At 60.8% G+C, this 12,489-nt stretch carries 12 protein-coding genes and 1 pseudogene; 4 read left to right on the top strand and 9 right to left on the bottom strand.

The features are described 5' to 3' along the window. The first annotated feature begins 324 nt into the window (after window positions 1-324). Both NPS56_RS16560 and NPS56_RS16555 read left to right on the top strand, forming a co-directional pair. Window positions 325-1,701 (top strand): L-serine ammonia-lyase, encoded by a 1,377-nt coding sequence (locus NPS56_RS16560; RefSeq protein WP_060542351.1) that lies wholly within the window; start codon window positions 325-327, stop codon window positions 1,699-1,701. Window positions 1,702-2,223: 522 nt separating this feature from the next. Continuing rightward, window positions 2,224-3,327 carry a GlxA family transcriptional regulator gene (locus tag NPS56_RS16555; protein WP_007975492.1) on the top strand — a complete coding sequence of 368 codons (1,104 nt, stop codon included), beginning with the start codon at window positions 2,224-2,226 and terminating at the stop codon, window positions 3,325-3,327. 103 nt (window positions 3,328-3,430) lie between these two features. Here NPS56_RS16555 and NPS56_RS16550 read toward each other — a convergent pair whose 3' ends face one another. From NPS56_RS16550 to choX, 6 genes are all read right to left on the bottom strand, one after another. Continuing rightward, window positions 3,431-3,697: a hypothetical protein gene (locus NPS56_RS16550; protein WP_274075580.1), complete on the bottom strand. Its 267-nt coding sequence runs from the start codon at window positions 3,695-3,697 to the stop codon at window positions 3,431-3,433. A 333-nt stretch (window positions 3,698-4,030) separates the two neighbouring features. Then, the gene (locus tag NPS56_RS16545; RefSeq protein ID WP_274075579.1) at window positions 4,031-5,194 is read right to left on the bottom strand and encodes a gamma-butyrobetaine dioxygenase; all 1,164 of its coding nucleotides are present in this window, start codon (window positions 5,192-5,194) and stop codon (window positions 4,031-4,033) included. Between the two features lie 12 nt (window positions 5,195-5,206). Then, entirely contained in the window at window positions 5,207-5,683 is a 477-nt protein-coding gene (locus NPS56_RS16540) for a thioesterase family protein (protein ID WP_274075578.1), read from the bottom strand. Window positions 5,684-5,807: 124 nt separating this feature from the next. Further along, window positions 5,808-6,773, bottom strand: a complete 966-nt coding sequence (locus NPS56_RS16535; protein WP_274075577.1) for an L-carnitine dehydrogenase — start codon at window positions 6,771-6,773, stop codon at window positions 5,808-5,810. 142 nt (window positions 6,774-6,915) lie between these two features. Then, a complete protein-coding gene (locus tag NPS56_RS16530) occupies window positions 6,916-7,803 on the bottom strand; it encodes a 3-keto-5-aminohexanoate cleavage protein (protein WP_274075576.1) in 888 nt (295 codons plus the stop codon). A 76-nt stretch (window positions 7,804-7,879) separates the two neighbouring features. Then, window positions 7,880-8,824 (bottom strand): choline ABC transporter substrate-binding protein, encoded by a 945-nt coding sequence (gene choX / locus NPS56_RS16525; RefSeq protein ID WP_274075575.1) that lies wholly within the window; start codon window positions 8,822-8,824, stop codon window positions 7,880-7,882. A gap of 209 nt (window positions 8,825-9,033) precedes the next feature. Between choX and NPS56_RS16520 the strand changes: the two genes are divergently transcribed. After that, entirely contained in the window at window positions 9,034-9,993 is a 960-nt protein-coding gene (locus NPS56_RS16520) for a GlxA family transcriptional regulator (RefSeq protein WP_274075574.1), read from the top strand. Window positions 9,994-10,112: 119 nt separating this feature from the next. Here NPS56_RS16520 and NPS56_RS16515 read toward each other — a convergent pair whose 3' ends face one another. From NPS56_RS16515 to NPS56_RS16505, 3 genes and pseudogenes are all read right to left on the bottom strand, one after another. After that, window positions 10,113-10,529, bottom strand: coding sequence for a DUF3010 family protein (locus NPS56_RS16515; protein ID WP_274075573.1), 417 nt, complete (start codon window positions 10,527-10,529; stop codon window positions 10,113-10,115). Window positions 10,530-10,562: 33 nt separating this feature from the next. Further along, window positions 10,563-10,784 (bottom strand): annotated as a pseudogene (locus NPS56_RS16510) (helix-turn-helix domain-containing protein); the annotation flags it as partial. Window positions 10,785-10,801: 17 nt separating this feature from the next. Next, window positions 10,802-11,203: a lysozyme inhibitor LprI family protein gene (locus NPS56_RS16505; protein ID WP_274075572.1), complete on the bottom strand. Its 402-nt coding sequence runs from the start codon at window positions 11,201-11,203 to the stop codon at window positions 10,802-10,804. A gap of 236 nt (window positions 11,204-11,439) precedes the next feature. Here NPS56_RS16505 and NPS56_RS16500 point away from each other — a divergent pair, with 236 nt between their 5' ends. Continuing rightward, window positions 11,440-12,417, top strand: a complete 978-nt coding sequence (locus NPS56_RS16500) for a dipeptidase (protein WP_008033250.1) — start codon at window positions 11,440-11,442, stop codon at window positions 12,415-12,417. Window positions 12,418-12,489 lie beyond the last annotated feature (72 nt).

Raw genomic sequence — 12,489 nt, 5'->3', positions numbered from 1 at the left:
GTCGATACGATCATGTACCAGTGAAAATCTGACGCCTACAGGGTGCGTCGTAACCAGTACAGGGATGGTCGCATCCAGTGTCGGTGACGTCGTTTACAGCTTTTTTCAGCCTCTTTTGTCCGTCTGAACCGCAAAAAAACGGCGCAAACACGACGTGAAAGACACGCGGCGTTCGTGGACATGAGTGCGTCGGTGTGAGACGTCGAACGACAGGATAAAAGCCTGATGATGCGGCCATCCCGACGGATTGCAGCTTGAGCGTAGCAGCTCCGTCACCGGGCGCTTTTGCGCCTGGGCGTTGGCACATCCAGGAGTCCGGCAGCAATGGCTATCAGTGTTTTCGACCTGTTCAAAATCGGCATCGGCCCGTCCAGTTCACACACCGTGGGGCCTATGCGGGCGGCGGCGTTGTTCGTGCAGGGTTTGCGTGAGCGGGGGCTGCTCGAGCAGGTTCGGCGAGTCGAAGTTCAGCTCTTCGGGTCGCTGTCGGCCACCGGCATCGGTCACGGCAGCGACAACGCGGTGATCATGGGGCTGATGGGCGAGTGGCCGGATGCGATCGATCCGTCGCAAATCGGCCTGCGCATCGACATCCTGCGCGAAACGGATACGTTGTTGCTCGACGGCCGTTTGCCGGTCCCGTTCATCTGGTCCAGGGACATGCGCCTGATCGATGAAAACCTGCCGTTTCACCCCAATGCCATGACCCTGATTGTCGAAGGCGATGACGGCGAGTTGCATCGCGACACCTACTATTCGGTCGGCGGCGGTTTTGTCGTCGATGAGGCGCAAGCCAGCAGCGGGGTGGTCGACATGGATCGCACCGAGCTGCCGTACGATTTTTCCAGCGCGGCCGAGTTGCTGGAGCTGTGTAAAACGCACAACCTGCGGGTGGCCGAACTGATGATGGCCAACGAGAAGGTCTGGCGCAGCGAAGAGGAAATCCGCAGTGGCCTGATGCACCTGTGGCGCGCCATGCAGGATTGCGTCGAGCACGGCCTCAAGCACGAGGGCATCCTGCCCGGTGGCCTCAACGTGCGCCGTCGCGCGGCCAAGTTGCACCGCAGCTTGCAGGAGCTGAACAAGCCCAATGTGATCGGCTCGACGCTGAGCGCGATGGAGTGGGTCAACCTGTTTGCCCTGGCGGTCAACGAAGAGAACGCCGCCGGCGGGCGCATGGTCACGGCGCCGACCAATGGCGCGGCGGGGATCATTCCGGCGGTGTTGCACTACTTCATGAAATTCAGCGAGGACGTGACCGACGCCAATGTCGTCGACTACCTGCTCGGCGCGGCTTCGGTGGGGATCCTGTGCAAGAAGAACGCCTCGATCTCCGGGGCCGAAGTCGGATGCCAGGGCGAAGTCGGTTCGGCCTGCGCCATGGCGGCGGCGGGTTTGGCGGAAATCCTCGGGGCCACACCGGAACAACTGTGTAACGCGGCGGAAATCGGCCTGGAGCACAACCTGGGACTCACGTGCGATCCGGTGGGCGGCCTGGTGCAGGTGCCGTGTATCGAGCGCAATGCGATTGCCGCGGTGAAAGCGATCAACGCTGCGCAGATGGCTTTGCGCGGCGATGGTCAGCACTTTATCTCGCTGGATCGGGTGATCCGCACGATGCGCGATACCGGTGCCGATATGCATGACAAATATAAGGAGACGTCGCGGGGTGGGTTGGCGGTAAGCGCGGTGGAGTGCTGAGACCGTGTCGATCCTATCGCCAGCAGGCTGGCTCCCACAGTAGATTTGGATCGGCCACAAAACCTGTGGGAGCCAGCCTGCTGGCGATGGGGCCAGACCAGTCAAAACTGCGCGTTAAGTGAACACCCGATTTAAAACACGCCACCTTTTGGCGCGTCGCTTACAGATAAGTACCTGACTTCAAAATCAGGACCACTCCTGTCCCTGACCACCCGTCACCCGTGCCTGCGGTGACACTCTTGCAGGGCTCGCCGCAGCCCTGTTCCCACAAGTGCTACCGATTTGCTCACACGCAACGGGGCAGAGCGCTTGCCGCCATTGATGGCACTTATAAACCCTACTCCCGCCGCGTCATATATAGACACATTCCGACGTCGTTTTCAGGAGTTATTGAACGCGCATTCAAATTTAGGCATGGCAATTGCTCTGTCATTACAAAGCCCGTCTCCCACGCGAGAACGATGGCAATAACAAGAGCCTCCGCCTGAGGCCATCACCCGCTTTGTGTGAGGAGATACCGCGATGACGACGTTCAACTCCGGGGCCCAACCCCAGAACCGTGCGCCTCAATCCATCGGCTTTCTGCTGCTGGACAATTTCACGCTGATTTCCCTGGCCTCCGCAGTCGAACCGCTGCGCATGGCCAACCAGTTGTCCGGCCGTGAGCTGTATCGCTGGACCACCCTCACCGTCGATGGCGGTCAAGTCTGGGCCAGTGACGGTTTGCAAATCACGCCTGACGCTTCCATGCACAAAGCGCCTCCCATGGACACCGTGATCGTCTGCGGTGGTATCGGCATTCAACGCACTGTTACCCGCGAACACGTGTCCTGGCTGCAGAGCCAGGCCCGTCAGTCCCGTCGCCTGGGTGCAGTCTGCACCGGTAGCTGGGCCCTGGCCTGCGCCGGCCTGCTGGACGGTTTCGATTGCAGTGTGCACTGGGAATGCCTGGCGGCGATGCAGGAAGCGTTTCCGCGGGTGGCCATGAGTACCCGCCTGTTCACCCTCGACCGTAACCGCTTCACCAGCTCCGGTGGCACCGCGCCGCTGGACATGATGCTGCACCTGATCAGCCGCGATCACGGTCGCGAGCTGTCGGCCGCGATCTCGGAGATGTTCGTCTACGAGCGCATCCGCAACGAACAGGACCACCAGCGCGTGCCGCTCAAGCACATGCTCGGCACCAATCAGCCGAAGTTGCAGGAAATCGTCGCGCTGATGGAAGCCAACCTCGAAGAGCCGATCGACCTCGACGAACTGGCGGTGTACGTCGCCGTGTCCCGTCGTCAGCTCGAGCGGCTGTTCCAGAAGTACCTGCATTGCTCGCCGTCGCGTTACTACCTGAAACTGCGCCTGATCCGCGCGCGGCAACTGCTCAAGCAAACGCCGATGTCGATCATCGAAGTGGCGTCGGTCTGTGGCTTCGTGTCCACGCCGCACTTCTCCAAGTGCTACCGCGAATACTTCGGCATTCCGCCGCGTGACGAGCGTGTGGGTTCCAACACCACGCAACAGGTGGCGATGATGCCGCTGCCACAGGCGTTGGTGCTGTCGCCGTTGTCGGGGCCGTTGTCGGCGCTGAGTCAGGCGCGTAATGAGTCGACGTTTGCCAGTGTAAGGCTCTAGACCGAGGCACCTTCATTCGCGAGCAAGCCCGCTCCCACATTCAACCGCATTCCCATGATGGAACTCGGTTGAATGTGGGAGCGGGCTTGCTCGCGAAGGCGTCTTAACGGGCAGTGCGGCCCTGCTGGTACTCCGCCAATGCCGGCAGCAATTGCCTGTCAATGGCCTGGCGCACCGCCGGCAGGATCGTCGCGCTGCTGGTGTACATCTGCTTGACCATGGTGCGCAGCTCGGTGGCCCGTTCGTTGTTCAAACCCCGCACGGCACACTCGCAAGCCTGCTCGGCGGTGGCGCCGGTCGGTACATGAAAGCCCAATGCCTTGAGCTGGCCCAACAGGTCTTCCTGGTCTATCAAATCGGCGTACATCATGACGCTAATCCTTCTTCTGGGGACGGTGTCGTGGCTCGATTCTGGTAGTGGCACGCAGTGGCGGCAAGGGCGATTTGTCGTTATGGCAGCATTGACTATGAACAGGTCGTTTTCGGGCTATTTCCCTGCGCTGAGAGTCGGCACACTGGACCCAGCTCGCTTCACGAGGGTTTGGTCACCTTCCCACGGCAGCTCCTCAACAGTACCCTCTGCCTCGATCCTGTCACGGCTTGATCGGGGCTTTTTTTTGCCTGTGAATCTCCCACATTGGATCAATGTCGTGCACAGATCCCCTGTGGGAGCGGGCTTGCTCGCGAAAAACGATGACGCGGTCTAGCGTTGCAACACAAGAATGCGCGACAACAACTCATCTCGATCCACATAACACCCCTGGAAATGCCGCGCCCCGGTGGCGGGATCAAACGCATTGCGCGCATGCAAAGTGCGACGGTTGTCGAAGCACCAGAGCTCGCCCGGATTGAGCCTTTGCATCAGCCTGAATCGGGGCTCGCGCGTCATCGCAATGAAGCGGCGATAGGCGTGATACAGCCTGGGCATCTGCTCCACCGACGCATCGAACGGCCCCCGCAGAAAGTTCGCCATGCGAATCTCCGACACCTGCCCCAAAGCATCCAGGGCGATGATCGGCGCGAGGCAACGGTAGTCGCTGTGGCGGTCCTTGTTGCGAAACTCCACGGGGATCTTGCAAAGGCTGGTGAATGCCTCCGGGTCTTCGCGGCGCAAGGCGTCGGCGATGGCAAAACCGTCGACGAAAATACTCTCGCCACCCTCGGCATCGTTGACCAGGCAATGCAGGAATTGCAGCCCCGGTTGTAACTCCCGGGTCGGCAGGTCGCTGTGCAACGGCAGGTTGAAAGCGGTATAGGCGTTGCTGTCGGCATCGGCCTTGGATTGCACGTTGAACAGCACGCCGAAATTGCTCTCGCGGATGAAGGAAATGCGCTGGGCGATCAGCTTCAGCGAGCCGGGCTCGGTGGGGACGCCACGGACCTGGGTCAGGCCGGTGTCGCGCACGGCCAGCAGCCATTGCAGCAGGGCGTCGTTGTCCTTCATCAGCGCTTGATAGTCGAACACCGGCAACTGCAGATCACTGTGCCAAAGCCTGGCCTTGGGCTTGCCGGCCAGGCGCTCGGCGCGGGATTCGTCGTCGTAGGCGTGGGCCCGCAACCAGCCGGGGTCGAAGCGGCTGAGGTGGCCATCCTGCCATTGCACGCTCAGGCAACCTTCAGCGTCGATGCTGGTTTGGGCGGGCATCAGGTTTTCTGGTACATCGACGATTTCCAGCACCTGTTCGCGGGTCACCGTGTAGACGCATGACGGGCACGGGCAATTGTCCCGCAGCCAGGGGTGGTGAAAGGGGCTGACGCGGTTGTCGGCCCACTTCACCAGGACACGATCGGCCATGGCCTGCACGCCGGTCAGCGCGCTGATCAATGGATAAGTACGGAAGTCGGCAAAAGCGGCGGCGGTGTTCATGGGATCTCCTGGTTATTTTTTTGGCGGTAATGCGATCACTCGGCCGACGTAGGCGGGGGCGGGCAGGTCGGTCTGTTCGGCGACGATGGCTTGCAGTTTGCCCAGGGTATCTTCGCTGAATGGTGTAGAGCGCGGCCCGGCGAGGTCGACGTGCAGCAGCATTTGTTCATTACCCGCGAGCTCTTGGTCGTCACCGACCCGATGCAGGCTGTGGTAGAGGTGCAGGCGTTTGCTGTCGTGGGCGATGATTTGTGTGTGCACCTCGACCTCGGCGTCGAGCTTCACTTCGTGCAGGTAATTGAGGTGCAGTTCGAGGGTGAACAGCGAGTTGCCGCTGGCTTCGCGGTTGTTGCTGTCCATGCCGAGGCGATCCATCAGGGCGTCAGTGGCGTAGCTGAAGATCAGCAGGTAGAACGCGTCGCGCAGGTGGCCGTTGTAGTCGACCCAGTCGGGGATGATTCTGGTTTGGTAGGTGGTGAGGGCGGGCATGATGGCTGATCCAGAACAGATTGTGATTGGAATGCCGTCATCGCCAGCAGGCTGGCTCCCACATTGGAATGCATTCTCCTGTGGGAGCCAGCCTGCTGGCGATGGGGCCAGTCCTGATAGTCGATTACTCGCTGAATGCCATCCCATGCTTCTCTTTGGTGGTCTTCACCGCTTCCAGCACGGCCAGCAGGCAGTCATCACGATAGCGCTCCAGCGCCGAAATGCTGTGTTTGCCCAACTGATCGCTGGTGCCGTCCACCACATCGTCGATCAACTTGTCGGTCAGCTCCGGCGCCGGCAGGTAAGTCCACGGCAACTGCAAGGCCGGGCCGAACTGGGCCATGAAGTGGCGCATGCCGGCGTCGCCACCGGCGAGCGTGTAGGTCAGGAACGTGCCCATGAACGACCAGCGCAAACCGGCGCCAAAACGGATCGCATCGTCAATTTCGCCGGTGGTCGCGACACCGTCGTTGACCAGGTGCAACGCCTCGCGCCACAGCGCTTCGAGCAGGCGGTCGGCGATGAATCCCGGCACTTCCTTGCGCACATGCAGCGGGCGCATGCCGAGGGATTCGTAGACTTTCATCGCCGCTTGCACGGCTTCGGGGGCGGTGTTCTTGCCGCCGACCACCTCCACCAATGGCAACAGGTAAACCGGATTGAACGGGTGCCCGACCACGCAGCGTTCCGGGTGAGTCGAACTCTCGTAAAACTCGCTCGGCAGCAGGCCGGAAGTGCTGGAACCGATCAAGGCATCGGGCTTGGCCGCGGCGCTGATCTTGCTGTGCAGTTCCAGTTTCAGTTCAAGGCGTTCAGGGGCGCTTTCCTGGATGAAATCGGCGTCGCGCACGCATTCTTCAATGGTCGTGACAAAGCGCAGGCGATCCTGCGAGGCGCCAGGTGCCAGGCCCTGTTTTTCCAGGGCGCCCCAGGCATTGGCAACGCGTTTGCGCAGGGCGGCCTCGGCACCGGGCGCCGGGTCCCAAGCCACCACGTCCAGGCCATGGGCGAGGGCACGGGACACCCAGCCGCTGCCGATGACACCGCTGCCCAGCGCTGCGAAGATTTTGATTTCGGTAATGAAGGTCATGGCAACTTCCTGAAGAGTTCGGTGAACCCCTGTAGGAGCCGGCTTGCCGGCGAAGGCGATTTCAGCACCGCAGAAGATGCGGTGGATTTACCGGCCTCTTCGCCGGCAAGCCGGCTCCTGCAGGGGTAGGGTGTAAGTGCAATCAGCCGCGCTGGGTCAGGCCCATTTTCTTGCGGCCTTCAGCCGGGGTCAGCACACGAGCGCCGAGGCGGCTGAGGATTTCTGTCGCACGCTCGACCAACTGGCCGTTGGTCGCCAGCACGCCCTTGTCCAGCCACAGGTTGTCTTCCAGCCCGACGCGCACGTTGCCACCCAACAGCACGGCTTGCGCGGCCATCGGCATTTGCATGCGGCCGATGCCGAAACCGGCCCAGACGGCGTCTGCAGGCAGGTTGTCGACCATGGCTTTCATGGTGGTGGTGTCGGCAGGTGCGCCCCACGGGATGCCCAGGCACAGTTGGAACAGCGGGTTGTCGAGCAGGCCTTCCTTGATCATCTGTTTGGCGAACCACAGGTGACCGGTGTCGAAAATCTCCAGCTCGGCCTTCACGCCCAGCTCCTGGATGCGTTTGGCGCCAGCACGCAGCTGCGCCGGGGTGGAGACGTAAATGGTGTCGCCATCGCCAAAGTTCAGCGTGCCGCAATCGAGGGTGCAGATTTCCGGCAGCAGTTCTTCGACATGGGCCAGGCGGGTCAGCGGGCCGACCAGGTCGGTGTTCGGGCCGAACTCCATCGGCTTCTCGCCAGCGCCGATTTCCAGGTCACCACCCATACCGGCGGTGAGGTTGACGATGATGTCGACATCGGCCTCGCGGATGCGCTCCATCACTTCGCGGTACAGCGCCACGTCGCGGCTGAACTTGCCGGTTTCAGGATCGCGGACATGGCAGTGAACCACGGTGGCGCCGGCCTTGGCGGCTTCCACGGCGGCAGCGGCGATCTGTTTCGGGGTGACCGGCACGTGTGGGCTCCTGGCGGTCGTGTCGCCAGCACCGGTGAGTGCGCAGGTGATGATGACGTCGTGGTTCATTTTTCGGTTCCTTACAGGCGTAGTGGTTCCGTTCGCAGCCCGTTCGGGCTGCGAATCGGTGGTTCAAGTCAGGGGGTTATTTGCTGGTCAGCTTGAGGTTCTCAGCCGCCGGCTTGCCATCGAAGGTGGTCACGCCTTCGAGCCAGCGCTGTTTGTCTTGCGGGTGATCGTTCAGCCACTGTTTGGCCGATTCGAAGGCGTCCTTGTGATCCAGTAGTGGCTGCATCATCCGGCTCTCGTCTTCGGCGGTGAACGTCAGGTTGCTCAGCAGGCGTCCGATGTTGGGGCACTGTTCGGCATATTTCGGCGCGGTGACGGTCCAGACCGTGGCCATGCCTTCGTTAGGGCCGAGGGCGTCGTCGCTGCCGGTGAGGTAGGTCATCTGCACGTTGACGTTCATCGGGTGCGGCGCCCAGCCGAAGAACACCACGGCTTCCTTGCGGCGCACCGCGCGATCCACCGCCGCGAGCATGCCGGCTTCGCTGGATTCGACCAGTTGGAACTTGCCGAGGCCGAACTGGTTCTTGGCGATCATCGCCTTAATCTGGGTGTTGGCGCCCGAGCCGGGCTCGATGCCGTAGATCTTGCCGCCCAGTTCTTTTTCGAACCTGGCGATGTCGGCGAAGGTTTTCAGGCCCTTGTCTGCAAGATAAGTCGGAACGGCGAGGGTGGCGCGGGCATCTTTCAGGCTGGGTGCTTCAAGCACCTTGACCTGATTGGCGTCGACGAACGGGGTGATGGTCTGGGTCATCAGCGGGTTCCAGTAACCCAGGAACAGGTCCAGGCGCTGATCGCGGATCCCGGCGAAGATGATTTGCTGGGAGGCGCTGGTTTGTTTGGTGTTGTAGCCGAGGCCGTCGAGCAATACCTGGGTCATCGCACTGGTGGCGATCACGTCGGTCCAGTTCACCACGCCCATGCGTACATTCTGGCAAGAGGCGGGTTCCGCGGCCATGACGCTGGCGCTCAGCAAAGCGGTACCACTGAGTGCAAGAACACAGCTGCTGATCAGTCGTTTCATTCTCAGGTTCCTCGGCAGTTTCATTATTGTGAGTTCCGGCGTCTGATGCGCCGGTGATGACAAGTTACGCAGCTAAGCGGCCATGAAAGCGCACTGCGGCGACCAGCTCTTGCACTGCAGCGACCTGTGCTCTTGAATGGCTGTTGCAAGTGGCGTATCAACGTCCTCACGCTACCCGCCCTCTCGTTACCGGCCATCGAGTGCGCACCATGTCCCAGGATTTCTACTTCTTGTTGATGCCGGGTTTCTCGGCCATTGGATTTATCTCGGCCATCGAGCCGTTGCGGGTCGCCAATCGTTTTCGTGGCGAGTTGTATCGCTGGCATGTACTGAGCGCCGATGGCGGGGCAGTGCTGGCCAGCAACGGCATGTCGGTCAACGCCGACGCGGCGCTGGAGCCGTTGAAGAAGGGCTCGACCTTGTTGGTGGTCGCCGGCTTTGAACCGCTGAAGTTCGCCACTCCAGCGCTGGAGCACTGGCTGCGCCGGCTGGACCTTGAAGGCGTCACTCTCGGCGCCATCGACACCGGCAGCTTTATCCTCGCCGAAGCCGGCCTGCTCGACGGCCACCGCCTGACCCTGCACTGGGAAGCCATCGACGCCTTCAAGGAGTCCTATCCGCAGCTCAGCGTCACCCAGGAACTGTTCGAGATCGACCGTCGGCGCATCACCTCCGCCGGCGGTACCGCGTCCATCGATTTAATGCTGGATCTGATCGCCCAGGCCCACGGCCCGGAACTGGCGATCCAGGTCAGCGAACAATTCGTGCTCGGCCGCATCCGCCCGCGCAAAGACCACCAGCGCATGGAAGTCGCCACGCGTTATGGCATCAGTAACAAGAAACTGGTGCAGGTGATTGGTGAGATGGAGCAGCACAGCGAACCGCCGTTGAGTACGCTGGAATTGGCGGAATCGATCAAGGTGACGCGGCGTCAGCTGGAGCGGCTGTTTCGCCTGCATTTGAACGACACGCCGAGCAATTTCTATCTGCGTTTGCGCCTGGAGAAGGCGCGGCAATTGTTGCGGCAGACCGATATGAGCGTGCTGGAAGTGAGCATTGCCTGCGGGTTTGAATCGCCGTCGTATTTCACCCGCAGTTATCGGGCGAAGTTTGAGAGGTGTCCGCGGGAAGACCGGCGGCGGATCAGCGATATACAAAAAGTGATCTGAAATTACGCCTTGTGGGAGCTAGCCTGCTGGCGATAACGGTGTGTCAGTCAACATCTAGATTGACTGATACACCGCTATCGCCAGCAGGCTAGCTCCCACAGATTGATCTGTGGTTGATCTTATTTTTTCATCAACGCCGAACACGCCGCCTTGTAAGCCTCATGCTGATACTTGTTCAGCGTCGCCGGAGGCTCAAACCCATGCTTCTTGGCCTGGGCATTGATCGTCTGTGGTGACAACAACGTCACTTCGCAATTCTCCAGCAACTGGAAAACCCCTTCGATCTTGAACGTCGTCGGCCCACCGGCAAACTCGCCTTTCTTGCTGCGCTTCTTGATCGCAATGCGATCAATCGAATTCTCCCGCACGAACGACGCCACCTGAGCCGCGAACACTTTGACGTTGGCGGCTTCGTCGTCATCCTCGAGGGCGATTTTCTTGGTGGCGAGCGCCAGGTGTCCCAGGGCCGAGCCTTCGAGGGTGGCCACGGCAATGATCGCTTCGCTGCCTTTGATTTCGATGCCGCAGACTTTCATGTTGAATCCCTTTTCTGGCTGAAGGCGTGAAGCTTACAGCTCAAGTTGATTGGCGGTGATGCCAAACGCCGCGGCAATCTTTTCGCGGGTGGCCTTGCGCGGCTTCGCAACGGTTTCCTGCTGGGCGAAGGCCGGTTGGGAGATGCCCATGCGTTTGGCCACTTCATCCTGTGTAAGGTTCAAGTGTTCGCGCCAGGCGCGTACAGGCAACGCACCGTCGACAATGCGGCTAACGACTTCGTGAGGGATCATCATGTTTTCCATCCTTGCGTTCACTCCTGCCCAATCGACTCCAGAAACTCCGACCGCTCATCGCTCATCCGCGCCACGCAATCATTTTGCGCAATAGTGAAGGCCTTGCTGCCAGCGGCGGCCGGGAAGGCTTCGATGGCGCAGTCGGCGTCGCGGGTTTTCAGCCATTGCTGTTGCGCGGCTTTGATCTTCGCGGTGATGTCGGCCAATTGCGACGGGTTCTTGCCGTAGAGCGACTGCATGCGCTCGGCCAGACTCTTGTAGTTCTCGCCCAGCAAGTCTTCGGCGGTGGTTTTGTTGAAGGCCGAGCATTCCAGGGTCTGGATGTCGTTTTCGACTTTGTCGCAGGGGGTGTCCTCGGACTCCTCGGCTGCGTGTACGCCGGTCGCCATCAGTGCCAATGCCAGGAAGAAGAATTTCATGTGAGTTGCCGCTCCCATCCAGTGAAGCATCAAGTGATGCGGCGAATTCTGGCCCAAGCGGACCGCCTTGAACAGGTCGGCAATTGTGCCTTGCGACGACCCTTTGTCGCGGATTGACGCTTTCGGCAATTCCCCTGTCGTTTTTGCACCCGGCTGCCCCGTCCCTCAGGCATATGCTGGCCCCAAAGCGCCGGCAGACGATTCGGCGCATGAATCGACAACAAGGGGACAGCCTGATGAGCCCAGCCGAATTGCACGCCGACAGCATCGTTATCGACGGGCTGATTATTGCCAAGTGGAACCGTGAGCTGTTCGAAGACATGCGCAAGGGCGGTCTGACCGCAGCCAACTGCACCGTGTCGGTGTGGGAGGGCTTCCAGGCCACCGTCAACAACATCGCCGCCAGCCAGAAACTGATCCGCGAGAACAGCGACCTGGTGATTCCGGTGCGCACCACCGCCGACATCCGCAAGGCCAAGGAACAGGGCAAGACCGGCATCCTCTTCGGCTTCCAGAATGCCCACGCCTTTGAAGACCAGATCGGCTATGTCGAGGTGTTCAAGCAGCTCGGCGTGGGTATCGTGCAGATGTGCTACAACACCCAGAACCTGGTGGGCACCGGTTGCTACGAGCGTGACGGCGGCCTGTCGGGCTTCGGTCGCGAAATCGTCGCCGAGATGAACCGCGTTGGCGTGATGTGCGACCTGTCCCACGTCGGCTCCAAGACGTCCGAAGAAGTCATCCTCGAATCGAAGAAGCCGGTCTGCTACTCCCACTGCCTGCCGTCGGGCCTGAAAATCCACCCGCGCAACAAGTCCGATGAAGAGCTGAAGTTCATCGCCGATCACGGCGGTTTTGTCGGCGTGACCATGTTCGCGCCGTTCCTGGCCAAAGGCATCGATTCGACCATCGACGACTACGCCGAAGCCATCGAATACACCATGAACATCGTCGGCGAAGACGCCATCGGCATCGGCACCGACTTCACCCAGGGTCATGGCCAGGACTTCTTCGAATACCTGACCCACGACAAGGGCTACGCCCGCCGCCTGACCAGCTTCGGCAAGATCATCAACCCGCTGGGCATCCGCACCGTCGGCGAGTTCCCGAACCTCACCGAAACCCTGCTCAAGCGCGGCCATAGCGAGCGCGTGGTGCGCAAGATCATGGGCGAGAACTGGGTCAACGTGCTCAAAGACGTCTGGGGCGAATAAGCCGCCGCACTTCTGAATCCTTACCTGCGGCCATCCGCGCCGCAGGCAACACCAAAATTTTTCTGGAGTTAA

Origin of the sequence: Pseudomonas putida, assembly GCF_028682635.1 — a bacterium.
In the GTDB taxonomy this organism is placed as follows: Bacteria; Pseudomonadota; Gammaproteobacteria; order Pseudomonadales; family Pseudomonadaceae; genus Aquipseudomonas; species Aquipseudomonas putida_AE.
This window is presented reverse-complemented; position numbering and strand designations above follow the sequence as displayed.